This is a genomic window from Paenibacillus chibensis (assembly GCF_004001045.1).
Classification (GTDB): Bacteria; Bacillota; Bacilli; order Paenibacillales; family Paenibacillaceae; genus Paenibacillus_AQ; species Paenibacillus_AQ chibensis.
In genome coordinates this window covers 46,433-72,042 of sequence record NZ_BIMK01000015.1, presented here as the reverse complement: position 1 = coordinate 72,042, position 25,610 = coordinate 46,433, and the positions used below count along the sequence as shown (strand labels likewise).

The window sequence follows — 25,610 nt, the reverse complement described above, 5'->3', positions numbered from 1 at the left end:
ACATGAAGCCGTTTCTTTAGCGTCCGGCGGTTCCAATCAAATTCAGCGGTGTCAGCACAAGATCGTTTTTGGCTGCCGGGACGACGGGCACGGTATCCACGCCGGTGCAGTATTCCACGTCATGGGCGAAGCCTAGCTTGACGAGCTGTTTCGCGGAAGAGCATTCCATCACGGTCTCGTAAAGGTTATGGCGGCACTGGTTGTAGGCTAGCTTCATGGCCATGCCCAGATCGTTCAGGCGCAGCGGCTGGTCGAGGATGGATTCCATCGCATCGATAATCATCCCGGCGCACAGGCCGTCTTCCAGCGAAAAATCGTTTCTGCAGCCGGCGCACAGCAGGATAACGTCGCGGTCAAAAGAAACAAGCGCAGAGCCGCAGGCCGTACCGTTTAGGAAAGACGCCGCCAATAGGCGCGAAGCACGCTGCGATTTCAAAATCCCGCGGGTACCGTTGGATGTCGTCAGAATGACCAGCTTGCCAGCAATCTCTTCAGACATATAGTCATGCGGGGAGTTGCCGGCCTGAAACCCCGGAATCTTTTTGTAATAGCGTTCTCCTCCGACAAAGGTATGTTCGCTGCGCTTGCTTTGGGCCTCGGGGACGGTTTCTACGGGAAGCAGACCGCGCGCGCCGCTTGCGAGCGCTGTGATCATCGTGCTCGTAGCGCGCAGCACGTCGATTACGACGGCGCTTTTTTGAATAAAATCCTCCGATCTAATATTGTCCACATTGGCAATCACATCCACCCGCATGGATTTAATCCTCCTTAAGCCACTTATATGTGCGAATCTCTATCAGCTGGTTAAGCCCATAGAAATTAGTAAATTTACAGTTAATATATGCGGCGGGTACAGAAATGTTCCTCAGTTGTTTCTTTTAAAACATATCTAAAAAGAGAGATTGCCGCATATCCATATAAAAGATGCACATTCTTTTGTAAGGAGGTTTCCATCCGTGGACAAGTTCGTCATTAGTATGGCCACGCTGCGCATGCTTTCGGGAACAATCGAGATCGCGGCGGCCTTGTTTATGCTAAGGCTCATGCAAGTGGACAAAGCCCTTGCCGTCAATTCCATGCTGGCTTTTGTAGGCCCGACGGTTCTTATTTTAACCACTTCGATCGGACTCATCGGACTTGCTGACAAGCTTTCGTGGGGAAAGATCCTATGGATTTTCGTAGGCGTGTCCTGTCTCTTAATCGGAATTTTAAAAAAATGATAGATTCGTTCGTCATAAATCTGAAGTACAAGCATAAACATGAGGTATAAAAAACATCTAATAGACTTATGAAAAGGAACACGGTTAAGAGAAGGACAGCTAGGGGGTGGTCGTATTACGAATCCAAACTGGCTTGAACTGTTTCCGGACCGGATCAAGTCCATTCTGCTCCAACTGCCCGAAGGCGATCTCGGGAGACTGGAGGAAATACGCATTCGCGAAGGCAGACCGCTGGAAGTGAACGGATCCGGAGGGCATCGATTCGTAACCGGAATTGGCATGTTTACCCTGGAGGAGGACAAAGCTTACAAGCCCGACCGCAGTGACACCCGCACATTTTTGGACCTGATCAGCAATCATTCCTTATATACCTTGGAAGAAGAGCTGCGCAAGGGGTTCATTACCGTTCCAGGCGGACACCGCATCGGACTTTCCGGGCGAACGGTATTGTCGGGGGGGCGGGTCGAGCATATCCGTGATATCAGCGGATTCAATGTCCGGATTGCCAAAGAAATCCAGGGAGCTGCCAATGAGATGATGCCTTATCTCTACGATGTGAAGGAGAAGAGAATGAGGCACACGCTCATCCTTTCTCCGCCGCAGCATGGCAAAACAACGCTGCTGCGAGACATCGCCAGACAGATCAGCCGAGGCGGTTCGCTGATAGCGGATCCTCCTCCGCAAGGGATTAAGGTGGGCATCATCGACGAACGCTCGGAAATCGCCGGCAGTCTGCATGGCGTTCCAAGCTTCGATGTCGGCCCGCGGACGGATGTCATGGATGCCTGCCCCAAGGCGGAAGGCATGATGATGATGATCCGGTCCATGTCCCCGGACGTTCTGATCGTGGACGAAATCGGCAGGGAAGAGGATGCGGAAGCGGTGACCGAAGCCCTACACGCAGGCATCACCGTCATTGCCTCCGCACATGGCAGCGGGCCCGAGGAGCTGCGTAACCGGCCCGCCATGCGCAGGCTGATGGAGGAGCGTATGTTTGAAATGTACGTCATCCTGCATCGGAGCGGAGGGAGAACGAGTTTCCGGCTGCTGGACAGGCAAATGCGCGGACTTCAGCTGCGGATGAAGGGGGAGGCCTATCATGCTTAAGCTGCTCGGCGCGGTGCTTATCCTGCTCTCGGGAACGCTCGCGGGCTTTCACCAGGCGGCGCGGTTCGCGGCCAGACCCAAGCAGATCCGGGAGCTGATTCTGGCGATGCAGCGGCTGGAAACCGAAATATCTTACGGATTTACGCCATTGCCGGATGCCTTCAGCAAAATGGCAGAGCAGCTGGGAGAGCCGCTCCGTCCCCTGTTCAAACGGGCGGCACATTATATGGCCTCCAGCGGCATCACGGCTCAGGAGAGCATCCAGCGTTCCTTGCAAGAGAACTGGAAAAGGACCGCGATGAAAACGCCCGAAAGGGACATTCTTCATCAGCTCAGCTTCACGCTTGGGACAAGCGACAGGCAGGACCAGATCAAGCATATCGCGTTAGCCGCACAGCAGCTGAAGCATGAGGAAGCGATGGCGAGGGACGAGCAGGCGAAATACGAGAAGATCAGCCGGAGTCTAGGACTGTTAATAGGAGCATTGATCGTCATTTTGATCTTTTAGCGAGGTGCCAGGGAATGAACTTTGAAGTGAACGCAATTTTCCAGATTGCGGGAATCGGCATCATCATAGCGATGATCCACACGGTGCTCAAGCAAATGGGAAAAGAGGATATGGCTCATTGGGTGACGGTCATCGGCTTTGTGGTGGTGCTGTTCATGGTCGTCCGGCTGCTCGATAACCTGCTGCAGGAGATCAAAACTATTTTTTTGTTCCAGTAGGGGTTGCATATGGAAATTATACAGGTGGTGGGTCTGGGACTCATCGCAACCATTCTGATTCTGGTCGTCAAAGAGCAAAAGCCTATGTTCGCATTTCTGCTGGCCACCGCTACGGGCGTTCTGATCTTCATGTTCCTGATGGGCAAGATCAGCACCGTCATCTCGGAACTTGAGCGGATGGCCAAATCCTCCGGCGTCGACATGATCTATCTGAAGACGATACTCAAGATCATCGGCATTGCCTATATTGCGGAGTTCGGCGCGCAGGTGGTGCGGGACGCAGGGCAGGAAAATATAGCCTCAAAAATCGAGTTGGCCGGCAAAATACTGATCATGGTGCTCGCGGTACCGATTATCGGCATCATCATCGAAACGGTACTGAAATTGCTGCCTTCGTAGAAGAAAGTGGGAATTCCCATGCTTGGACAACAACGGCGCGATATACGGCATTCGATCCTGTTCCTGATCCTGTTTCTGCTGATTGGCGCCACCCGGGTATTTGCAGATGGGCCTACGGATGGGTGGATCAAGCAGCAGGCGGAGAACCTGCCGAAAGATCAGGTGGAGTCTTACTGGAACAACCTGATGAAGGATTACGGAGGCTTTTTCCCGGATCAGAAGGTGCCTTCCTTTATGGATATATTGCTTCCCGGCGGCGACAGCTTCAATGTCAAAAACGTATTTTCAGCCTTAGGCTCCTTCATGTGGCATGAAGTTCTATACAACGGGAAGCTGCTCGTCACGATCGTGATGCTCAGCATCATGAGCATGATTCTGGAGACGCTTCAGACCGCATTCGAAAGGAAATCCGTCAGCAAAGTCGCGTACTCGCTCTGTTACATGGTCATCATCGTCCTGGCGATCAACAGCTTCAACGTCGCCATCGGTTATGCCAAGGAAGCGATCGACCGGATGATCGATTTCATGATGGCCATGGTGCCGCTCCTGTTCGCACTGCTGGCATCGATGGGCAATGTGGTCACGGTTTCGGTCACGCATCCGCTCATTATTTTCATGATCAATACCGTCGGAACGCTGATACATACGCTGATCTTTCCGCTCTTGTTCTTCTCGGCGGTTCTGCACCTGGTCAGTTCGCTTTCCGACAAGTACAAGCTGACGCAAATGGCCAATCTGCTCCGCAACCTCAGCGTCGGGTTCCTGGGTGTGCTGCTCACGATTTTTTTGGGAGTCATCTCGGTCCAGGGAATAACGAGCTCGGTTACAGACGGGGTGACCATCCGGGCAGCCAAATATGTCTCGGGCAGCTTCATACCGGTCGTCGGAAAAATGTTCGCTGACGCGACGGATACGGTCATCTCGGCTTCGTTGCTTATCAAAAACTCCATCGGACTGGTTGGCGTCATCATCATTCTCTTCCTTTGCGCGTTCCCGGCGATTAAAATCCTGGTTCTCGCTTTGATCTACAACATATCCGCTGCCATCATGCAGCCGCTGGGCGACTCGCCCATCACAACCTGTCTTGAAACGATCGGAAAAAGCATGCTGTATGTCTTCGCTGCGCTGGCGGCGGTCGGGTTGATGTTCTTTCTCGCCATCACGATCATGCTTACGGCGGGCAACGTGACCGTCATGATGAGATAAGGAGGGGCGCAAAATGACCTGGCTGAGCAGTTGGCTCAAGGAAATTATCATGGTGGTGCTGCTGGCCTCCTTCGTCGATCTCATCCTTCCGAGCCGGTCCATGGAACGATACGTCAAGCTGGTGTTGAGCTTGCTGATCCTTTTAACGCTGCTGAGTCCGCTGATCAAGCTGCTAACGGATGCGGCAGACATCAAGCTCGCCGGAGCCTTCAATCGATTCAACCAGCAGTCCGCAGCGGGCGGAAGCAAGGGAAGCCTGCAGCAGATCATGGAGCAGGCCCAGCAGCTGAAGAACCAGCAGAATCAGCAATCGCTTGAATGGGCTGCCCGCGAGATCGCTGCTCAGATGCAAGAACAGATCCGCAAACAAAACGGACAGAACACCGCCGAGGTCAGTGTAGTGCTGGGAATGGATGGAAAAGATCAGAATGGCGGAGCTGATCAGAACCCATATATCAAAGGCGTTACGGTCGTGCTGCGGCAGGAGGATGAAGCGGCTGCGAAGCAAAGTGGTGCGAACCCGGAACCGGGTCAAGATATCCGAATCGAGCCGGTAACGCCTGTACAGGTCGAAGTTCAGATGGATCAGACAAAGGGAGATTCCAAGTCAGCAAAGGCTTCTTCCGGGAAAGAGGGAGCATCGCCGCCGGAAGGCAAAAGCAATGATAAGGCGGAAGCGATAAAAAAAATGCTTGGAAATACATGGGGGCTCGAGCCGGAAACGATCATCGTGCAAGACGGTTCTGCAGGTGACCAGAAGCTATAACGAAAACGGGGTGAGCGTAAGTGGGGAAATGGTTCAGAAAGCTGGAGCAGTGGATCGGTGGCGGCGGGCAGGGAGGCGGGAAGAGGATCAATACCTTCCGCTGGCTGATCATCGTGGGCCTGATCGGCGTCGCGATCATTTTGTTTAACTCCTTTGTCAACGTCAAAAAACTCGATAACGAGAATATAGGCCGGGAACCGCCGCAACAATCGTCATCCAAGGAAACCTTTCAAAATAGCTCCGAAGAGACCAATGCCTTTACCAGCATTGAGGAAGCGGCGGAGGACAAGATGAAGGGAATCCTGGAGAAAATCGTCGGCGTCGGCACGGTCGACATCATGGTAACGGTCGATTCCACAGACGAAATCATATACCAGAGAAACGTAAAGGATTCCCAGCAGCAGTCGGACGAAAATGACGCAAACGGCGGAAAGCGCCACACGACGCAGTATACAAGAGACGGCGAGGTCGTCACATACGAGCAGTCCGGCACCCAAACGCCGGTCATTACCAAACGAGTGAAGCCGCAAATCCGCGGCGTACTCATTGTCGCCAAAGGTGCGGAGAACGAGGTCGTCAAGCAGCTGATCGTCGACGCGGTCGAAAAGGGATTGAACGTGCCGGGATACCGCATATCGGTTGTACCGCGCAAACAGGGGTAAGCAGATTCGAATAATGAGTTCAAATTTGAGGAGGATTTAGGGAATGAACAATAAGAGACAAACGATTTGGTTGGTATCGATGCTGAGCTTGATGGTTGTGCTGTCCGCTTACTACCTGTTTACGGGGGATTCCGGTTCATCCAAAACACCGGTCACCGACAGCCAGCAGGTCGGAACGAATGTAAAGACGTCGGATAAGGAAGCTTCAGCCGGAAAAACGACGACGGAAAACGGCGTAGAGGTAACGGAAGTGATCACGGACGGCAAAGTCAATGATAATGCGGCGAAGTCCGATGCGAGCACGGACAGCGCTGCAAAGGATACAAGCAAGGATGCGGCGAAGGACAGCACCGATAAAACAGCTGCCAAAACGGATACCAAGGATCAGGCTACATCCGATAAGACAGCATCGACAAGCAAAACAGGAACAACAACAGACGGAAAAACGACAGCTAAAACAGGTAAAACCGATGAGGAAGTACTGAAAGAAGTGGCTGCCCAAACACAAAAGAGCTCCGGTGCGAGCCAAATTGAATCTTATCAGTTCCAGCGCGAGCAGGCCAAGGCGAACAAGCATAACGATTTGCTGGCCACAATGAACGATATGAGCCAAGACGCTGCCGCTTCGGCCAAGGCCAGCGAAGAGCTCAACGCGCTGGAAACGAAGGAAAGCAAAATCCAAGGCATCGAAGAAGAGTTGGAACAAAAGTTTTCTTTTGCTAACGCGTTCGTGAAGGAAGAAGCAAACAATAAGTATCAAGTGCTTGTCCTTAGCGACAAACCGGATGTCAAACAGGCCGTCAGCATCGTTGAGCTGGTCATGAAAGAGCTGAACGTATCCCAGGATAAAGTCAGCGTGCAATACATGGCGCCTTAAGCAAGGTGAAAAAACTGGAAAAACGTCGAAAGAGTCCGGGATGATCTTGGACTCTTTCCATTTCTATCGTTTGTGATATAATACATATCGTTATGTGCATGTATGTCCGGAAGCCAGGTGCTTCCTTGAAGGAGTGAATTGTGAATGTTGAAGTTAAGCGAAATCAAAGAATTAATTCAATTGGTCGACGAGACCTCTGTACATGAACTGGATATCGAATTGGAAGGAACGCATCTGACGATCCGCAAGGCCAACAAGACCGAGGTGATCGCGAGCCAAGCGATTGCGCAGCCTTATGTTCAGGTTCCCCAGCAGGTTATCCCTCAGCAAGTGAATTCACCTGCAGCAGTCGCAGCCGGAGAGCAGCCAGCAGCAGGCGCTTCAAATGCAGCCGACGCTTCCTTACATAAGATTGTTTCTCCAATGGTGGGCACGTTCTACAGATCCCCATCCCCTGAAGCAGGCGCATTTGTCAGTGTCGGCGATAAAGTCAATGAAAAATCCACGGTTTGCATCATTGAAGCCATGAAGCTCATGAATGAGCTGGAGGCCGAAGTGAAGGGCGAAATCGTAGAGATCCTCGTGGAAAACGGACAACTGGTTGAATTCGGACAGCCTCTGTTTCTGGTGAAATCGGAATAAACACCGCATGACGAAAGGGAGGTTACTTGCATGAAATTTCAAAAAATCCTGATAGCCAACCGCGGTGAAATTGCCGTTCGTATCATCCGGGCTTGCCGGGAGCTGGGCATTTCCACGGTTGCTGTCTATTCCGAAGCGGACAAGGATGCGCTTCACGTCCGTCTGGCGGATGAAGCCTACTGCATCGGTCCGAAGCTGTCCAAGGACAGTTATCTGAATATCACGAACATCATGAGCGTGGCAACGCTGACCGAGTGCGACGCGATTCATCCCGGCTATGGTTTCCTCGCGGAAAACGCCGACTTTGCGGAGATTTGCGAATCCTGCAACGTCACCTTTATCGGGCCGTCCGCGGATGCCATCAACAAAATGGGCGATAAATCCGTGGCGAAGCAAACGATGAAGGAGGCCGGCGTGCCGGTCATCCCAGGCTCCGACGGATTGGTCGAGAATTTGGACGAAGCGGTGATGATCGGCCGGGATATCGGATATCCTTTGATCATCAAAGCAACGGCAGGCGGCGGAGGCAAAGGCATCCGCATCGCGGAAGATGAGCAGGCGTTAATCAAACAGATTACCGCAGCTCAGCAGGAAGCCCAAAAGGCTTTCGGCAACGCAGGCGTATACCTTGAAAAATTCCTCAGCGGCATGAAGCATGTTGAAATTCAGATCATGGCCGACAACTATGGCGATGCTGTCAGCTTGGGTGAACGGGACTGCTCGGTGCAGCGCCGCAGACAAAAGCTCGTTGAAGAATCGCCTTGTCCGGTGCTGACTCAGGAAGTCCGCGACAAAATGGGCGAGGCAGCCGTTCGCGCGGCTAAAGCCGTAAATTATTCCGGTGCGGGAACACTTGAATTCCTGCTTGGGCCGGATGGCCAGTTCTACTTCATGGAGATGAACACCCGGATTCAGGTGGAGCATCCGGTTACCGAATTGGTTACCGGCATCGACTTGATTAAGGAAATGATCTCCGTGGCAGAAGGCAATCCGCTTTCTTTCCGCCAGGAGGACATCGTGATCAACGGCAGCTCCATCGAGTGCCGCATTAACGCGGAGGATCCGGACAGAAACTTTATGCCTGCTCCTGGTAAAATCCAGTTTTATCTGCCACCGGGAGGTCCGGGTGTTCGGGTAGACAGCGCGGCTTATCAGGGATATTCCATCCCTCCTTTTTACGATTCCATGATCGCCAAGCTGATTGTATGGGCTCCAACTCGTGATGAGGCGATCGCCAAGATGAAGCGGGCGTTGTCCGAATTCGCTGTTGAAGGCATTCATACGACGATTCCGTTCCACTTGAAGCTTATGGAGCATCCTACCTTCAACAAAGGTGACTTCGATATTAAATTCCTAGAGGAAAACGAGATATAAACCTAAGACAGGATGTTTGTCATGATTCACCGTTAATGTTATATTATGAGTGAATGATAGCGTCCTGGCAGGTGTATCGGTTGTCCATCTTACCTGAAAGGTGTGTTGAACCCTGATGAGCACAGTACCGAGTGAGTCTGAACGTACGGATATCGGTGAAATACAAATTGCTCCTGAAGTCATCGAGGTCATTGCCGGCCTTGCGACCGTGGAGGTTAAGGGCGTTGCCGGCATGAGCGGCGGCTTTGCAGGCGGCATTGCCGAGCTTTTGGGACGGAAAAATTTGTCCAAGGGCGTTAAAGTGGAGGTCGGACAGCGCGAGGCTGCAGTCGACGTGTCCGTCATTATCGAATACGGACAGCGCCTGCCTGAAGTGGCTACCGAAATCCAGCGCAACGTCAAACGGTCGATCGAAATGATGACCGGGCTGACCGTCATCGAGGTGAATGTCCAAATTCATGACGTTCATTTCAAAAGCGCGGAAAGAACGGAAGACATCGAGTTCAGTCAGCGAGTGAAATAAAGAGTGATAGCCATAGATTGAACTAAAGATATCGGATCTTTAGTTCAATCTATTTATAACCCCCGACATGCGTCGAGGGTTTACTCTAATTTAAGGAGGCTGTGCTATTCGTGGCCAAGATACTGGATAGACTTTTGCTGTTTGTGTACAGCTTGAGTATCGGAGTAATTAGTGTATTTGCCATCCTCCGCATGAGTGATCTGGTGCCGTCGCTGGGTGACTATATGGACCAGTCGACGCTGCAACTGACGGTGATCATCGTTGCTGCCGTGCTGTTTCTGCTCAGCATCCGATTTTTTTATATTTCGATTCGCCGTGAACGGGTTCATGTCCCCTCGATTGATCAGCGCACGGAGTACGGAGACATCCAGATTTCGGTGGAAACGATCGAGAACCTTTGCCTGAAAGCCGCTTCCAGAGTCCGTGGCGCCAAAGATTTGAAGGCGAGAATCCGCGTGACGGAGGCCGGCCTCGAAATCATGATCCGCGCGGTGGTCGAAGGAGACGTCTCCATCCCTGCAATGACAACCGATATTCAGAAGCAGGTTCATGATTATCTTCAAGAAACAACTGGCATTCCGGTGTCGAACGTGGCCGTCTATATTGCTAATGTGGCCCAGTCGACAGCGATCAAGAGTAGAGTGGAATAGAGGTGAATTCCATGGCGCTCTGGAAAGAAATATGGGAGAGTCACAGAGGACGGATTATCGGCGTAGCCGGCGGAATCTTTTTTGGTTTTATTTATTTGTTTGCGGGTTTTTGGGATATGTTGTTCTTTGCATTGGTTGTGTTCATAGGATATGCTGCCGGCAAAAGAAAGGACTTGCGTTTAGGTTCTTATTTTCGCTGGCGTGAAATGGGACAGTGGCTTTCTGAGCGCTGGCGTCCGTTCAAATGAACCCGTGATATGCTTTCTCCGGAAAAAAGAGCTGCAGCTTCATAATGCCCATTTTCTGGTGAAACGTGTCACGGATTTTTTTTGCAATTTTAACAAAGGGATACGGAAAAGGATGCAAAAAACCTTTTACGGCAACCCATACTAATAAGAAGTACCACTTATGACTGGTTCAGGAGGAACATAATGAAAAGACGTTTAGCAAGGGAAATCGTCGTGCAAAGCTTATATCAGATGGAAATGAACGAGGTGGGAAGCGAAGATGCGGTGAATATGCTCCTTGATGAAGCTTCGGAGGAGAATGATACGGAACGCGTCATCACGAACGAAATCGAATTGAAGACATATGTGCTTGAGCTCGTAAACGGGGTATGGAGCCATAAGCAGGGCATTGACGGTCTGCTCGAAAATTATTTGAAGGGGTGGCAGATCAGCCGTCTGTCGAGAGTTGACCGCCAGATTTTGCGTCTTGCAGCGTATGAACTCCTGTACTCTTCCGATGTGCCGGCTAAGGTTGCGGTCAACGAAGCGATTGAACTGTCGAAGCATTTTGGCACGGATGAATCCGGGAAGTTCGTCAACGGGGTTTTGGGGAACATGATCCGCGAGCTGGACAAGCTGAAGAAGGATCCATCCTAAAGGCTTTAAGCTGACCTTTTGCTTTTTTCAAATATTAACGATCATTTCATATACAGGGGAGAGAGTAGAATGAGTGCAACCATCATCAGCGGTAAACAGGTATCCGAAGAGATCCGCGGCAGCATTGCGGGCGAAGTGAAGGAAATGGCGGCCAAAGGCGTTGTGCCCGGACTGGCTGTTGTGCTTGTAGGGGAAGATCCGGCATCCCAGGTTTATGTACGCAACAAGGAAAAAGCATGCCACGATCTGGAATTTTACTCTGAGGTTCACCGTCTGCCTGCCGAGACCTCGCAAGAGGAGCTGCTGACGCTCGTGGACAAGCTGAACCGTCAGGACAGCATCGACGGCATTTTGGTGCAGCTGCCCCTTCCCGGGCATATCGATGAAAAAGCAGTCATTAACGCGATTGCCGTGGACAAAGACGTGGATGGATTCCATCCCGTGAATGTCGGGAACCTCGTGATCGGTGACGACAGTCTTCTGCCCTGCACCCCTGCAGGCGTTATCGAGCTGATCAAGCGCGCAGGCATTTCGTTGTCCGGCAAGCATGCGGTAGTCATTGGACGAAGCAATATTGTAGGCAAACCGGTGTCGCTTCTCCTTCAACGCGAAAATGCGACCGTAACCATGTGCCACTCCCGTACGGCAAACATGCCCGAAATTGCGCGCCAAGCCGACGTGCTGGTGGTAGCCATCGGCCGTGCAAACTTCATTGATGCGAGCTACGTGAAGCCGGGCGCCGTGGTCATCGACGTGGGCATGAACCGCCTCGAGAACGGAAAGCTTGCGGGAGACGTGGATTTTGAAAGCGTGAAGGAAGTGTCAGGCCCGATCACCCCCGTTCCCGGAGGCGTTGGTCCGATGACGATTACGATGCTGATGAAGAACACGTTGATTGCGGCGAAACGTCATCACGGGCTTGTGTAAGAGGGGGGTTCTCCTATGGAACCACAACGTATTTTTTCAATCAAGGATTTAAATAAATACATCCGCATGAAGCTGGATTCGGATGTCTTGCTATCCGATGTCTGGATTCGAGGGGAAATCTCGAATTTTACCCATCACTCCAGCGGTCATATGTATTTCACGCTTAAGGATGAGGGAAGCCGGATCCGGGCGATTATGTTTGCATCCCACAATCAGCGGCTTCCCTTTGTACCCAAGGAAGGCGCCAAGGTGATTGCGCGGGGGAACGTGACGGTCTACGAACGGGACGGGCAGTATCAATTTTATGCCACGCACATGCAGCCGGACGGAATCGGCAGCTTGTACCTCGCTTTCGAGCAGCTGAAGAAAAAGCTCGAGGAAGAAGGCTTGTTCGCGGTCGAACGAAAAAGACCGATTCCCGAGTTTCCTGAAACCATCGGGGTGATCACCTCCCCGACGGGGGCGGCTGTCAGGGATATTATGATTACCCTCGGACGCCGTTATCCCCAGGCCAAAATCGTGCTGTATCCGGTTCTGGTGCAGGGCAAAGGGGCAGCTCCATCGATTGTGCGCGCGATCCGCGACTTGAACGAGATGGAAGAGGCCGATGTGCTGATTGTCGGTCGTGGCGGCGGATCGCTTGAAGAATTATGGGCATTCAATGAAGAATCGGTCGCCAGGGCGATTCGCTCGTCCTATATTCCGGTGATATCTGCAGTAGGGCATGAAACCGATTTTACCATCGCGGATTTTGCCGCGGATCTGAGGGCTGCAACGCCGACGGCAGCAGCCGAGCTGGCCGTGCCGCATGCAGCCGAGCTGAACGAAAGGCTTCAACAGCGCCGTCGTCTGCTGAAGCAGCTGCTTTTGGAGCGCGTGAAGCGGAGCAGGCAGCTTCTGACTTCACTGCAGCGGTCTCCTGTGCTGATGCATCCGCGAAGATATATGCTGCAGCATGCGGAGCGTCTGGATATGCTGGGGCAGCGTCTTGAACGAAGCTTGCGTACGAAGCTGAGCCTCAGCAAAGAGAAGCAAAGCAGAATCCATCATGGACTGATGAGATATAATCCGCGGGAGCAGCTGTCATATGCCACCAAGCGGAATGAAGTCAGCCGTAAACAGCTGGTATCGCTGATACAGACGATGTTGAAAAACAGGCAGTCTCAGCTGCGCTCATCCCTGAGACAACTGGACGCCTTGAGCCCGCTTAAGGTTATGGCGCGCGGTTACAGCCTCGTATACGATGAGCAGGAGAAGCATCTCATTAAATCGATTAAAGACGTTCAGCCTGGCGATCTGGTCCAGATCAAGGTAAGCGACGGTCAGCTTTCATGCCAGGTATGGGGAATGAAGGAGGATGGGCAAAATGACGGACAAGGAAATTGAACTCAAATTTGAGGACGCCATGATTCAGCTGGAGGATATCGTCGGCGAGCTCGAGCACGGCGATGTCCCATTGGAGAAAGCGATCGAGCTTTTTCAGGAAGGAATGAAGCTGTCGCAGCTCTGCAGCCAAAAGCTCGAACAGGTGGAACGCAGAATCGAAATGATTGTTGAAGAAAATGGCGAGCTGCGGAAAAAGCCGTTCGGCAGTGAGCTTGACGTAAACGGCGGTGACGCAATTGAGTGAACAGGTGTCCTTCACCGCGTATCACCAAAACATCGTTGAGAGGGTCACAGCGAGACTGGAGGAGAGTCTTCCGGCAAACTGGCATGTTCCGTCCACACTTCGGGAGTCGATGCAGTATTCTCTGATGGCCGGGGGAAAGCGTATGCGGCCTCTGCTTGTGATGGCTGCCTGCGAAGTTCTGGAAGGCAATATGGATGCAGCTCTCGACGCTGCCTGTGCCGTTGAGATGATCCATACCTATTCCCTGATTCATGACGATTTACCGGCCATGGATGATGACGACTACCGCCGCGGCAAATTGACGAACCATAAGGTGTTCGGGGAGGCTGCGGCAATTCTGGCCGGAGATGCCCTATTGACACATGCTTTCTACCTTGTTGCGCGCCTAGCGGGGCTGCACGGAGTCCCTGCTGAGCGGGTCGTGGAAATCACAATGGATATGTCCGAGCTCGCCGGCCCAAGAGGCATGGTGGGAGGACAGGCTGCCGACATGGAAGGCGAGCAGGGCCTCACCGAGCTGTCCCAGCTGGAGTATATCCATCTTCACAAAACGAGCGACCTTATCATGTTCTCGCTGCTTGCGGGGGGCCGAATTGCCGGAGCGGATGCATTAAAGCTCGAGGCGCTGCGCACGTTTGGACGCAAGCTTGGGCTTGCATTCCAGATACAAGACGATATTCTGGATATTGTTGGCGACGAAGCTAAACTGGGTAAAAAAACACAAAGCGACATGAAGCAGGAAAAAGTCACATATCCCTATTTTATCGGGCTTGAAGCATCCCGGATCGAAGTGGAAAGGCTCACAAGGGAAGCGAAGGCCGCGGTTCTTGAAGCCGGATTCGCAGATCCGTCGAGGCTGCTGCAGATCGCTGATTATCTGATGAATCGGGACCACTAATCGGCATCATTTTATGTTTGCGGCGCGTTTTGTGATATAATGACGAAAAGAATCGCTGTTTCTGTGAGGAAAGCGTAACCATATACAAGACAATAGGCTTCCTAGATAAAGTGAACTTAAAGCTAATCTTGTTTTCTTGGGAACCGTAAGGATGCAGGAAAGGATTTATTCTTACTTTACTTCAATTTATGTAGATGATAGCCGGAAGAAAAGAAATTACTCTATTATATCGAGGAAAGCGGGGAGATCAACGTGCTGCTTCCGCAAATTAAAGAGCCGCAACAAATCAAATCTCTATCGGTTGACGAGCTCAATGTTTTGGCGGCTGAAATCCGTCAATTTCTGATTGAGAAGCTGTCTGTGACCGGAGGGCATCTCGCATCAAATTTGGGAGTGGTCGAACTCACGCTGGCCTTGCATTACTGCTATGACAGTCCACGTGATAAATTTATTTTTGATGTCGGACATCAGGCATATGTTCATAAAATGCTGACCGGCCGGATGGACCAGTTTGATACCCTTCGCAAGTTCAAAGGGCTATGCGGATTCGTTAAAAGAAATGAAAGCGAGCATGACGTATGGGAGGCTGGTCACAGCAGCACCTCATTGTCGGCTGCCATGGGCATGGCTCTCGCCCGGGATTTCAAAGGAGAACACAACAAAGTCGTCGCGATTATCGGCGATGGCGCCTTGACCGGCGGTATGGCTTTCGAAGCCTTGAACCATATCGGTCATGAGCAAAAAGACTTGATGGTCATCCTGAACGACAACGAAATGTCCATTGCCCCGAACGTGGGCGCAATGCACAATTACCTGAGCAAAATTCGTTCCGACCGCCATTATTTGCGCGCGAAGGACGAACTTGAGATTCTGCTGAAGAAAATTCCGGCGATCGGCGGCAAGCTGGCCAAAACCGGCTCCCGTCTGAAAGACAGCCTGAAATATATGATGGTACCCGGCGTGCTGTTCGAGGAGCTCGGCCTGACTTACCTCGGACCGGTGGACGGACATGACACCCAAAAGCTGATTGAGACCTTCAAGCAGGCGGACAACGTTCGAGGTCCGGTCTTTGTGCATGTGTTGACGACCAAAGGCAAAGGCTACAAGCCTGCCGAGGCTGACTCTTACAAATGGCACGGCATTTCTCCGTACAAAATTGAATCCGGCCAGGTGCTTAAGTCCGCCGGGAATCCCATGTACACCGATGTATTTGCCAAAACACTGATCGAGCTGGGCGAACAGGATCCGAGAATTGTAGCCGTTACACCGGCCATGCCCAGTGGTTCAGGGCTGATCCCGTTCAGCGAGAAATTTCCAAGCCGCATGATCGACGTCGGCATTGCCGAGCAGCATGCGGCAACGATGTGCGCCGCGCTGGCGATGGAAGGCATGAAGCCGGTTTTTGCCGTCTATTCGACGTTCATGCAGCGGGCCTATGACCAAATCGTGCATGACATTTGCCGTCATAACGCCAACGTGACATTCGCGATTGACCGTGCGGGCTTCGTCGGCGCGGACGGAGAAACCCATCAAGGCGTCTTCGACGTGGCATTCCTGCGTCATCTTCCGAATATGGTCCTGATGATGCCCAAGGATGAGAACGAGCTTCGCCATATGATGAAAACAGCCTTGGATTACGATGACGGGCCGATCGCTTACCGTTATCCGCGTATCAACGGATTGGGAGTGCCTCTTGACGAGAAGCTTGTGCCGATTCCGATCGGGACATGGGAGAATGTGCGCGAAGGCGAGGGGTATGCTGTACTGGCTTGCGGCCCGATGGTTCAGGTTGCCCTGGATGCTGCCGAGCAGCTGAAGCGTGAAGGGATTAATCTGCGCGTCGTTAATGCCCGTTTCCTAAAACCGGTAGACGAAGAGATGCTCCTTGAACTGGCACACAGCCATACGAACATGATCGTTCTGGAAGAAGCGAGCGAGGCGGGAAGCCTTGGCAGTGCCGTGCTGGAATTCTACGCTGCGAAGCATGTCTTTGACGCGCGGGTGTCGCTCATGGGCGTTCCGGACCGTTTTATCGAGCATGGCAGCGTTAAGGAGCAGCGTCAGGAGACCGGGCTGACGTCCGAAGCCGTGTGCGTCGAGGTCAAAAAACTGATGTCGCTGCATTCCTTTGGCATCAGCAAAACGGGATACTCCTCTTAATGCTTAAAGAATCGGGAGACAAACATGAATTCGCCAAAAGAACGGATTGATATCCTGCTGGTTGAGCAGGGATTTTATGATAGCCGCGAGAAAGCCAAAGCAGCCATTATGGCCGGACTGGTGCTCGCAAACGAAGAGCGCATTGAAAAGGCAGGCATGAAGGTGCCGAGGGACATCGTGATCCGGGTCAAAGGGGCGGTTCATCCTTATGTCAGCCGCGGGGGATTGAAGCTGGAGAAAGCGATCAAGACCTTCGGTATCGATATGCAGGGAAGAGCCATGCTGGATATCGGGTCATCCACGGGGGGATTTACGGATTGCGCGCTTCAGCATGGAGCGGATTATGTATACGCGATCGACGTCGGTTCGAATCAGCTGGACTGGTCTCTGCGCAATGATGAGCGGGTCTGCGTGATGGAAAAAACAAATTTCCGTTACATGACGCCTGATGATTTACAAGGGCCCGAGCCGGATTTCGCCAGCATCGACGTATCCTTCATTTCCCTACGGATCATTCTGCCCCCGCTTAAGGCGCTGCTGAAGCGACCGGGAGATGTTGCGGCATTGATCAAGCCGCAATTTGAAGCAGGGCGGGAGAAGGTCGGCAAATCCGGTGTGGTCCGTGATCCGGCTGTACATCGCGAAGTGCTGATGAATATTCTGACCTTCGCCCATGAGCTGGGGTTTGAGCTCAACGGGCTGACCTTTTCACCGATTACAGGCGGTGAGGGGAATATTGAATTTTTGGCCCACTGGCGTTTGAACGAAGATAACGAAGTGGCTGAAGAGGAAAATCCGGGAGCCGTTCATGAGCGGATTTCGGCAATTGTCCATGATATTGTGGCTGAGGCTGCTCACACCTTTACAGGAAACTCATCCAAAGGATGAGTTTCTTTTTCATTGAAGGATTTTTTGCGGATCGTTAAAATGGATTTGAACGAGAACGTCTGTTTGGGATATAATGTCGTTGAAATCGATCTTTATGCAGTAATTCGTATGGCAATCTGGCCGGGGAATACCGCCTTCACCTGCAGGTTTCTATTCGGACAAAAAAGGAATTTCTTCCTTTTACGCGAATAAAACCATGAGGTGATCGGGATGGAGGAACGGGCGGATTGGCTCGTCATGGTTCTGATTGGGTTGCTGCTCTTGATTTGGATTGGTTATGGAATGAGAAACTGGCTGTTTAAGCCGATGCCGGCCCGCGTGCCGGAAATGCCTATCAACGAAGAAATTCCCGACCACCCGGCAGTCGATATGCTGGAGCGTGCGGGATACGAGGTGCTGGGCGGCAAAATCAAGGTTCCGCTTTATTTTGACGTCGATGGGGAAGAATTTTACAGCCGTTTGTTTATTGATATGATTGTAAGGAATGATGAGAACATTCTCTACCTGGTCAAAGTGGCACGAAGCCGGATGCCCATGGATTGGACCGGAAGCTCGATCAGGGATCGGTTGCTCCCTTACTTTTTGCTGTATCCGGGCTGTGGCGGCGTGCTGTATGTGGATGTGGAGAACCATGAGGTCGCCTGCATCCATTTTGATTGGGATGAAGAGGATGCCATTGGATATGATGAATAAATATAAGATTTTTTCAGGAGGTTCTTATGAAAGGTCAACGACACATTAAAATTAGGGAAATCATTACGCATAATGAAATCGAAACACAGGACGAGCTGGTTGAAGCTCTGCGAGCAGCCGGTTTTCAAGTTACGCAGGCAACGGTTTCGAGAGATATCAAGGAGCTGCTGCTCATTAAGGTACCGATGGACGACGGGAGATATAAATATTCCCTGCCGACGGACCAGCGCTACAATCCGATCCAGAAGCTGAAGCGGGCCCTTGTGGACAATTTCGTGCATATCGATTACACCAACAACCTTGTGGTCATGAAAGCCCTCCCGGGCACGGCCAACGCCATTGCGGTATTGCTCGATAATATGGAATGGAACCAGATCATGGGAACCATTTGCGGCGATGACACCATTCTGATGATCTGCCGAACCAATGAGGACAGCGAGAGCCTGGTTCAGCTTATCAAAAGCTATATTTCATAAATCAGCGGTGTTGAGGGAGGGGCTTTTAAATGCTGATGACATTAAGCATTCGTAATTTGGCCGTTATTGAGGCGGTGGATGTGTCATTTCATGCAGGGTTTCATGTCCTGACAGGGGAAACGGGTGCCGGCAAATCGATCGTCATTGATGCACTCGGACTGATTGCCGGCGGAAGAGGCTCAGCCGATTTGATTCGGTATGGCTGCGATAAAGCGGAAATTGAGGCGATGTTCGAGCTGCATAAAAGTCATCCTGTATGGAATGCGCTGGAGCAAATCGGCATTGATGCCGATCGGGAAGAGTATCTGATTATACGCAGGGAAGTGACCAGTCAGGGGAAAAGCACTTCCCGCATCAACGGGCAGCTCGTCAATTTAACGATGCTGCGGGAGATCGGCGAGCAGCTGATCAATATTCACGGCCAGCACGAGCATCAGAATCTGATGCGTGCCGACCGCCATTTGCATCTTCTCGATACCTACGGCGAAGCCGTGATCGGACCGGTAAAGAAGCAGTATCAGGAGCAGTATGCTTCCTTTTCGAAAGTTGAGAAGGAATACCGGGAGCTGATGAATAACAGCCAGAAAACATACCAGATGCTCGATCTGTACCGGTTTCAGCTGGAGGAAATCTCTGCGGCTTCCTTAAAATCCGGCGAGGATGAATGGCTTCTGGAAGAACGGGTCAAGCTATCCCATAGCGAGAAAATGATGGATTCCGTGTCAGGCGCTTACGACCTGATTTATGGTCAACAGGGCCTCGGGACCATCAGCACGGCGGTGTCCCGGCTTGAAGATGTCGTACAATATGATGAGAAGGAGCTGAAGCCGATTCTGGAACAGCTTCAATCGGCATATTACCAGTTGGAGGATGCAGCCTTTCAACTTCGCGATTACCGGGATGAAGTGGAGTTTAATCCGGAACGTCTCGATGAAGTGGAGCAAAGGCTCGATCTCATCTCAACCTTGCGTCGTAAGTATGGAGAAAGTGTGGATGAAATTCTCGGGTATTACCATAATATTTTGCAGGAGACGAATACGCTCGAGAACAAGGATGAACGGCTTGAGGAGCTCAAATCACGGCGGGACGAAATGCTCGGGGGCTTGATCGAAGCCGCCCTTGAGCTGAGCCGTGCGCGTCAAATGTGCGCTGCGGATTTGGCCGGACAGGTCGAGAAGGAACTGAAAGACCTGCACATGGAGCGGACATCGCTTGAGGTCCGGCTGGATCGACTGGAGGACTCGAAGGGTGCAGAGATCGATGGACAGAAGGTTAGGTTGACGCGTCAAGGCATCGACGTTGCGGAATTCATGATCAGCCCGAATCCCGGCGAGCCTCTGCGACCACTGAGCAAAATCGCCTCCGGCGGTGAGCTGTCCCGGATGATGCTTGCGATGAAGAGCATTTTTGCAAGGCATGACCGCATTCCCGTTCTCATTTTTGACGAGGTGGATACAGGTGTAAGCGGCAGAGCGGCGCAGTCGATTGCCGAGAAGCTGGATAAGCTGGCAGAGGATTGCCAGGTGTTCTCGATCACTCACTTGCCGCAGGTGGCCTGCATGGCGGACCATCAATATTTGATCGAAAAAAATATTGAAAGCGAACGCACCATGACGCGTGTGGAGGAGCTATCCCTTCAAGGACGGGTGGAGGAGCTGGCGCGGATGCTGGGAGGCGTCGAAATCACGGAAAAAACGCTCCATCATGCCCAGGAAATGCTGAAGCTGGCGGAGGAGCGGAAAGCTGCCAAAACCGCACCAGAGTAATGATTGACAGTAATAAAAGCCTGAGGGCAGGGTAATCTTAAAGGTACGCAATTGGCGATCACCTTTTTCGTCAAGCGAAAGAAGCAAAAGGGAGCGTGACAGCCATTGAACTCCAGCCTCAGGAATAAAATGCTCGGTCTTTTCATTGTCTTCTTTCTGTGTTGTTTAAGCATTACCGCACCTGTGCAAAGCTTGAAAGCCATCCCTAGCGAAATCAAGATGTTCGCTGGCGACACGGGCTCCGTTCAGTTGGCCATGCCGGTGGCGGCACAGGCAACCGTGGACCGTCCGGATGTGCTGCAGTTGAATGGTTCGGCTTCTCCGACATTCAAGGTTTCGCCTCAGCATCCGCTTCAGCTGCACCCCCAGCAAAGCGGCAGAGCCAAGCTGACGTTGAAGCTGTTTGGCAAGATCCCGTTTAAAACGGTACAGATCCATGTCATACCGGGCTTAAAGGTCATTCCGGGAGGACAGACGATTGGGGTTAAGGTGAAATCGGCAGGGATTCTGGTTGTAGGTCACCATCTGGTGCATGTCGACCCTACGTCAAGAGTTTCCCCGGGAGAAAATGCAGGTATTCAGCTCGGTGATCTAATGACGCACATGAATGGGGTATCGCTTCAGGACATTACGAAGGTATCCCAAATTGTGGAGGATGCCGGCAAAAGCAAGCAGCCGCTGGAAATCACGTTTAAGCGCGGAGACAAAGTGATGAAAACAAAGCTGACGCCGGCTTATGACCAAAGCGAAGGCAAATGGAGGCTTGGACTTTATATCCGCGATTCCGCTGCCGGGGTAGGTACATTGACTTTTTATGCTCCTGACCAAGGCGTATATGGAGCACTCGGTCATGTCATTACCGATATGAACACGCAAACGCCGATAACGGTTGGCAGCGGAGAAATCCTGCAGTCCAGTGTTACATCCATCTCTAAATCGCAGGATGGGGAACCCGGAGAGAAAAGAGCGCATTTTCTGAAAGACAGTAAAATCTTAGGCAATATTGAACGCAACACGCATTTCGGCATCTTCGGAAAAATGAATCAAAACCCGGATTACAGCCTTTATAAAGAGGGTTTTCCCGTTGCATTCGCCCAGGACGTTAAGGAAGGTCCAGCTGAAATTCTGACGGTGGTGGATGGCCAGCAGGTTGAAAAATTCAAGGTAAATATCGTTCACGTAGCCAAACAGGATGCGCCCGCTACCAAGGGACTCGTGCTGCGGATCACGGATCCTCGTCTGATCGAAAAAACGGGCGGGATCGTTCAAGGAATGAGCGGCAGTCCCATTGTACAGGATGGCAAGCTGATCGGAGCGGTAACGCATGTATTCGTGAATGATCCGAAATCCGGTTACGGCTGCTTCATCGAATGGATGCTTCAGGATTCAGGCGTGATTCCGGGGCAAGCAAAAGACAACGCATCAAATCTTAAGGCTAGCTGAGCCTTAAGATTTTTTGTCGTAAAAAGAAGAAATACATAGGAATTTGAATGAAATTATTTATTATAAATCAACAACAAAAAAAAATAAACAAAAATAATTTTCGACAGAAGGAATTTAAATTCGGATGTCGAAAACTATTTCAGACAAAAAAAATTGGATAATGATTCTAAGGAGGAAGCAGCCAGTGCAAAAAATCGAGGTTTTGTTGGCGGATGACAACCGTGAATTCACAAATTTGCTTGCAGAGTATATTACGGAGCAAGAAGATATGATGGTTACGGGAATCGCCTATAACGGCGAGGAAGTACTTAATATGATAAGTGAATCACGAAAAGTCCCTGACGTTCTGATTTTGGATATTATCATGCCACACTTGGACGGTTTGGGCGTATTGGAACGCCTGCGGGAAATGAACTTGTCTCCGCAACCCAAGATCATCATGCTGACTGCTTTCGGCCAGGAGAACATCACTCAACGGGCTGTGCAGCTTGGAGCTTCATATTACATCCTTAAACCGTTTGATATGGAAGTTCTTGCGAGCCGGATTCGTCAGCTTGTAGGCGGACAGAGTGTAACGGCGGGGAATGTCAGCATGACATCCACGATCAAATCCAATGTCGTGCCGATGGCCAAAGGCAAAAATTTGGACGCCAATATTACGTCGATCATACATGAAATCGGCGTTCCTGCGCATATTAAAGGATATCAGTACTTGCGCGAAGCGATTACGATGGTGTACAACAACATTGAAATTTTGGGCGCCATCACGAAGACGCTCTATCCGGCCATCGCCGAAAAATTCAAAACGACGCCTTCCCGCGTGGAACGCGCCATCCGTCACGCCATCGAGGTCGCCTGGACGCGCGGCAACATCGATTCCATCAGCCACCTGTTCGGCTACACGATCAATATCAGCAAGTCGAAGCCGACCAATAGCGAATTCATCGCCATGGTCGCAGACAAGCTGAGAATCGAGCACAAGGTGTCCTGAAAGGGTTAGGGGCATTGAATTCGTACTCCCAAATTGTTTTAAATATGATACGCTTGTCAAAGACCGCTGTTGATTGGGTTTCGCGGAAATCCAATGAACGGCGGTTTTTTATGTTTTTAAGCCAAATTGTAGTCCGGAATTTTAAGAGAATTTATATGGATTGTATACATACCATCGCTTTTCTTCGTTATGTCAGTGGAAAGGAGCGGGCAATGAACGATGATGCTTTCATAAGGCAATTACTCGGAAAAGGAACGACGATTCAACGCTACTTGATTCGAATCGGCGCACGTCCGCCCGATGCGGAGGAGATTGTTCAGGATACCCTTCTGCAAGGGTTGGGGCATGTTGAATCCATCGATCCGGAAAAGTTTACGTCCTGGCTGTTTAAAGTTGCCACCAACAAATATTACGACCTGTACAGAAAAGAGATCAAGCGAGGGAAGAGCGTACCGATCGAAACCGTTTCTTTGCACGGGGAGTATTCTCCGGAAGATGATTATTTGAAGAAAGAAAAGAGTCGAGAAATAAGGGCGCTTTTGGATCAAATCCCTCATAAGTACAAGCAGCTGCTTATTATGAAGTATGAAATGGACCTTAGCTATGACGAAATCGGCCGGCTGATGAATGTAAAGACAGAGCGGATCAAAACGGAATTATACCGCGCCAGAAAGGTGTTCAAAAAAATTGTTGAAGGAGACATTCGCATATGAATCATGAGTTTACAGATGGCCTGGATGAGCTTGATCCAAGCGAAGAAAAGAATTTCCGCAAGCTGCTCCAAAGGACCAAAAGAAAAACGATCCTTCGGAATGTCCTCATTTCGGTGCTTTGCACACTCCTGATTCTCTTTGGCCTGCTGGTGGCGAATCGAATGCTGCTGACACGCAGCTTGAATTTTGCTTATGAAGATCTTAATCAATTCAAGAAAATTTCGGAACCGAATGTGAATCTTGGTGAGTTGCAGTCACTGGACGGAATCTGGGGGGGGACGGCGATGTATCAAACCTATAAAGTCATCGAAGGAATTCCGCTCCCGTGGGCTGAGGAGAAAATACAGTACAATGTGTTAAACCATTTTTCGCGTTATCAAGGCGGCCATTCCCCGCTTAGCGTAACAGATCCGGAGATGGTGGAGCAGGGCATGAATTTTGCAAGATCCTACAATGTGCATAACGGGCAGAGAGAGCTTTTGTTCTATCATCCGGACGTGCGGTATACGAAGATGCTGAACGAGCTGAATCAGCTGGGCGCCATGGATCCGGAAAAAAGAGTGGAGATGGCGGTCTCCTTCGACCGCAGCTATACTTCGAAGGAGATTCGTTCGATGCTGCCTGCGGGCGTGCACGCGCGCTGGTTTTGGGTCGATACGTATTCAGCGGACTACGTAAAATTTCTGGGAGAAATTCCGTATCTTCCGGTATCCAGCAGCAATGTCTATGGATATTCGGCCTATGCCGACAGCGAGGACATTTTTGAAAACAACGAGCAAAATTTCATTTCTTTCATCCAAACAGGATTGAAGCATAAGGGGAATTTTAATTGGGAATATCATCAGATTTTCGACTCGTTACGAGGCAGCAATCCCGAACCGACACCGGATGATGTACATAATATAGGCGTTGTCGTGACCGGCAGTCCGGAAGCGTTGCTCGGTTTACGAACCAAAAGTTATGTGCGGGCAGCAGTGCTGGGGGCGATTGTAAGCAAGTATTGAGCCGGGAGAGGTGATGCACGCATGTTCGTTGGACTTTTTTCATGGAATAGCTAACGGCGGCTTGGGTTTGTGTTACACTATTGCTATCACAATATTCATGGGAGATGTCGTGCAAGTGTCTAAAAAGATTGTTGGGTATAAGGTCAAATTTGATATGGGCAAACGATTCAAGGTCAAGCTATATATGACAAAGGAATATTATGAATCATGGAAATATATCAAAGATAGCGCCATACAGGACGTGTGGATTGAAGAGGTGGAGCTCGAACAGAGATTTTTCATAAGTTGATCCATAGATGCAAGGCGGTGTAGAAGGTACATTCTTTATAGCGATAGTCGCTATAGAAAGAGTGTGCCTTTCTTCGTTTTGATATTTCGGAAAGCATGATTTTCAGATAAATTTGTAAAATGTGAAAGAGACTAGGTTATAATTGGATATATAATAAGGGAGGAAATGGAAAATGGGCCGCGTATTCGTGATTTCGGATCATCATTTTGGTCATGGGAAAATTATCGATTTTGAATCCAGACCGTTCCGCGATGCGGATGAGATGGATGAATATATGATTCAGCAGTGGAATTCGGTTGTGGCGAAAGAGGATAAGGTTTTTCACCTTGGCGATTTTTCTTTTTACAACAAAGACAAGACACGGGCGATCGTGGAACGTTTAAACGGACACAAGTTCCTCATTCTGGGTAACCATGACCGCGGACGGAGCAAGGCTTGGTGGCTGGACGCCGGGTTTCAAGAAGTAAGCGAATTCCCGATCATCTATCAATCCTTCTTCCTACTATCCCATGAACCGCTGTATATGAACAAGCATATGCCATACGTTAATATTCACGGTCATATTCACAGCCAAAAGTATGAAGGGAAGCATTATTTTAACGCCAGCGTGGAGCTGTGGGACTACAAGCCCGTTTCTTTTGACGAGATCAAAAACAGCCTGGTCCCGGACGAGGAGCAGTAACGATCCTCTGACAA

At 50.8% G+C, this 25,610-nt stretch carries 30 protein-coding genes; 29 read left to right on the top strand and 1 reads right to left on the bottom strand.

Going from position 1 to position 25,610, the window contains the following annotated elements; genetic code table 11:
• Positions 1-16: 16 nt before the first annotated feature.
• Positions 17-754: a 2-phosphosulfolactate phosphatase gene (locus PCH05_RS13645; RefSeq protein WP_127602952.1), complete on the bottom strand. Its 738-nt coding sequence runs from the start codon at positions 752-754 to the stop codon at positions 17-19.
• 202 nt (positions 755-956) lie between these two features.
• Between PCH05_RS13645 and PCH05_RS13640 the strand changes: the two genes are divergently transcribed.
• The 29 genes from PCH05_RS13640 (at position 957) to PCH05_RS13500 (ending at position 25,596) form a co-directional block, all read left to right on the top strand.
• Complete coding sequence (locus PCH05_RS13640; protein ID WP_371860544.1) at positions 957-1,220, top strand: YqhV family protein; 264 nt, start codon at positions 957-959, stop codon at positions 1,218-1,220.
• Between the two features lie 114 nt (positions 1,221-1,334).
• On the top strand, positions 1,335-2,327 hold the full coding sequence (gene spoIIIAA, locus PCH05_RS13635) for a stage III sporulation protein AA (RefSeq protein WP_127602951.1): 993 nt from the start codon (positions 1,335-1,337) through the stop codon (positions 2,325-2,327).
• Positions 2,320-2,835, top strand: coding sequence for a stage III sporulation protein SpoIIIAB (gene spoIIIAB, locus PCH05_RS13630; protein ID WP_127602950.1), 516 nt, complete (start codon positions 2,320-2,322; stop codon positions 2,833-2,835). Before spoIIIAA ends, spoIIIAB begins: the two co-directional genes overlap by 8 nt.
• Before the next feature lie 14 nt (positions 2,836-2,849).
• On the top strand, positions 2,850-3,053 hold the full coding sequence (gene spoIIIAC, locus PCH05_RS13625; RefSeq protein ID WP_076170008.1) for a stage III sporulation protein AC: 204 nt from the start codon (positions 2,850-2,852) through the stop codon (positions 3,051-3,053).
• Between the two features lie 9 nt (positions 3,054-3,062).
• Positions 3,063-3,452 carry a stage III sporulation protein AD gene (gene spoIIIAD, locus PCH05_RS13620; RefSeq protein WP_127602949.1) on the top strand — a complete coding sequence of 130 codons (390 nt, stop codon included), beginning with the start codon at positions 3,063-3,065 and terminating at the stop codon, positions 3,450-3,452.
• Between the two features lie 18 nt (positions 3,453-3,470).
• The gene (gene spoIIIAE / locus PCH05_RS13615; RefSeq protein ID WP_127602948.1) at positions 3,471-4,658 is read left to right on the top strand and encodes a stage III sporulation protein AE; all 1,188 of its coding nucleotides are present in this window, start codon (positions 3,471-3,473) and stop codon (positions 4,656-4,658) included.
• Between the two features lie 13 nt (positions 4,659-4,671).
• The gene (gene spoIIIAF, locus PCH05_RS13610) at positions 4,672-5,424 is read left to right on the top strand and encodes a stage III sporulation protein AF (protein WP_127602947.1); all 753 of its coding nucleotides are present in this window, start codon (positions 4,672-4,674) and stop codon (positions 5,422-5,424) included.
• 20 nt (positions 5,425-5,444) lie between these two features.
• Complete coding sequence (gene spoIIIAG, locus PCH05_RS13605; protein ID WP_127602946.1) at positions 5,445-6,086, top strand: stage III sporulation protein AG; 642 nt, start codon at positions 5,445-5,447, stop codon at positions 6,084-6,086.
• Positions 6,087-6,129: 43 nt separating this feature from the next.
• Positions 6,130-6,963 (top strand): SpoIIIAH-like family protein, encoded by an 834-nt coding sequence (locus PCH05_RS13600; protein ID WP_127602945.1) that lies wholly within the window; start codon positions 6,130-6,132, stop codon positions 6,961-6,963.
• A 144-nt stretch (positions 6,964-7,107) separates the two neighbouring features.
• Positions 7,108-7,605: an acetyl-CoA carboxylase biotin carboxyl carrier protein gene (gene accB, locus PCH05_RS13595; RefSeq protein ID WP_127602944.1), complete on the top strand. Its 498-nt coding sequence runs from the start codon at positions 7,108-7,110 to the stop codon at positions 7,603-7,605.
• Between the two features lie 30 nt (positions 7,606-7,635).
• Positions 7,636-8,979, top strand: a complete 1,344-nt coding sequence (gene accC, locus PCH05_RS13590) for an acetyl-CoA carboxylase biotin carboxylase subunit (RefSeq protein WP_127602943.1) — start codon at positions 7,636-7,638, stop codon at positions 8,977-8,979.
• 115 nt (positions 8,980-9,094) lie between these two features.
• A complete protein-coding gene (locus PCH05_RS13585) occupies positions 9,095-9,502 on the top strand; it encodes an Asp23/Gls24 family envelope stress response protein (RefSeq protein ID WP_127602942.1) in 408 nt (135 codons plus the stop codon).
• Positions 9,503-9,612: 110 nt separating this feature from the next.
• Positions 9,613-10,152 carry an alkaline shock response membrane anchor protein AmaP gene (amaP, locus tag PCH05_RS13580; protein ID WP_127602941.1) on the top strand — a complete coding sequence of 180 codons (540 nt, stop codon included), beginning with the start codon at positions 9,613-9,615 and terminating at the stop codon, positions 10,150-10,152.
• 11 nt (positions 10,153-10,163) lie between these two features.
• Positions 10,164-10,400, top strand: a complete 237-nt coding sequence (locus PCH05_RS13575; RefSeq protein ID WP_127602940.1) for a DUF2273 domain-containing protein — start codon at positions 10,164-10,166, stop codon at positions 10,398-10,400.
• Between the two features lie 183 nt (positions 10,401-10,583).
• Entirely contained in the window at positions 10,584-11,036 is a 453-nt protein-coding gene (gene nusB, locus PCH05_RS13570; protein ID WP_127602939.1) for a transcription antitermination factor NusB, read from the top strand.
• A 69-nt stretch (positions 11,037-11,105) separates the two neighbouring features.
• On the top strand, positions 11,106-11,963 hold the full coding sequence (gene folD, locus PCH05_RS13565) for a bifunctional methylenetetrahydrofolate dehydrogenase/methenyltetrahydrofolate cyclohydrolase FolD (protein ID WP_127602938.1): 858 nt from the start codon (positions 11,106-11,108) through the stop codon (positions 11,961-11,963).
• A gap of 15 nt (positions 11,964-11,978) precedes the next feature.
• Positions 11,979-13,349 carry an exodeoxyribonuclease VII large subunit gene (gene xseA, locus PCH05_RS13560; RefSeq protein WP_127602937.1) on the top strand — a complete coding sequence of 457 codons (1,371 nt, stop codon included), beginning with the start codon at positions 11,979-11,981 and terminating at the stop codon, positions 13,347-13,349.
• Positions 13,330-13,593 carry an exodeoxyribonuclease VII small subunit gene (xseB, locus tag PCH05_RS13555; protein ID WP_127602936.1) on the top strand — a complete coding sequence of 88 codons (264 nt, stop codon included), beginning with the start codon at positions 13,330-13,332 and terminating at the stop codon, positions 13,591-13,593. The genes xseA and xseB overlap by 20 nt, the downstream gene beginning before the upstream one ends.
• 31 nt (positions 13,594-13,624) lie before the next feature.
• Positions 13,625-14,491, top strand: a complete 867-nt coding sequence (locus tag PCH05_RS13550; RefSeq protein ID WP_246049552.1) for a polyprenyl synthetase family protein — start codon at positions 13,625-13,627, stop codon at positions 14,489-14,491.
• A 252-nt stretch (positions 14,492-14,743) separates the two neighbouring features.
• Entirely contained in the window at positions 14,744-16,651 is a 1,908-nt protein-coding gene (gene dxs / locus PCH05_RS13545; protein WP_127602935.1) for a 1-deoxy-D-xylulose-5-phosphate synthase, read from the top strand.
• 24 nt (positions 16,652-16,675) lie between these two features.
• Complete coding sequence (locus PCH05_RS13540; RefSeq protein WP_127602934.1) at positions 16,676-17,539, top strand: TlyA family RNA methyltransferase; 864 nt, start codon at positions 16,676-16,678, stop codon at positions 17,537-17,539.
• A 210-nt stretch (positions 17,540-17,749) separates the two neighbouring features.
• Complete coding sequence (locus PCH05_RS13535) at positions 17,750-18,232, top strand: hypothetical protein (RefSeq protein ID WP_127602933.1); 483 nt, start codon at positions 17,750-17,752, stop codon at positions 18,230-18,232.
• Positions 18,233-18,258: 26 nt separating this feature from the next.
• Entirely contained in the window at positions 18,259-18,708 is a 450-nt protein-coding gene (ahrC, locus tag PCH05_RS13530; RefSeq protein ID WP_127602932.1) for a transcriptional regulator AhrC/ArgR, read from the top strand.
• Between the two features lie 29 nt (positions 18,709-18,737).
• On the top strand, positions 18,738-20,474 hold the full coding sequence (gene recN / locus PCH05_RS13525; RefSeq protein ID WP_127602931.1) for a DNA repair protein RecN: 1,737 nt from the start codon (positions 18,738-18,740) through the stop codon (positions 20,472-20,474).
• Between the two features lie 105 nt (positions 20,475-20,579).
• Entirely contained in the window at positions 20,580-21,917 is a 1,338-nt protein-coding gene (gene spoIVB / locus PCH05_RS13520) for a SpoIVB peptidase (protein WP_127602930.1), read from the top strand.
• Positions 21,918-22,101: 184 nt separating this feature from the next.
• On the top strand, positions 22,102-22,908 hold the full coding sequence (gene spo0A / locus PCH05_RS13515) for a sporulation transcription factor Spo0A (protein ID WP_127602929.1): 807 nt from the start codon (positions 22,102-22,104) through the stop codon (positions 22,906-22,908).
• A gap of 212 nt (positions 22,909-23,120) precedes the next feature.
• Positions 23,121-23,621, top strand: coding sequence for an RNA polymerase sigma factor (locus PCH05_RS13510; protein WP_164766645.1), 501 nt, complete (start codon positions 23,121-23,123; stop codon positions 23,619-23,621).
• Complete coding sequence (locus PCH05_RS13505; RefSeq protein ID WP_127602927.1) at positions 23,618-24,625, top strand: anti sigma factor C-terminal domain-containing protein; 1,008 nt, start codon at positions 23,618-23,620, stop codon at positions 24,623-24,625. Before PCH05_RS13510 ends, PCH05_RS13505 begins: the two co-directional genes overlap by 4 nt.
• A gap of 461 nt (positions 24,626-25,086) precedes the next feature.
• Entirely contained in the window at positions 25,087-25,596 is a 510-nt protein-coding gene (locus PCH05_RS13500) for a metallophosphoesterase (protein ID WP_127602926.1), read from the top strand.
• Positions 25,597-25,610: the final 14 nt, after the last annotated feature.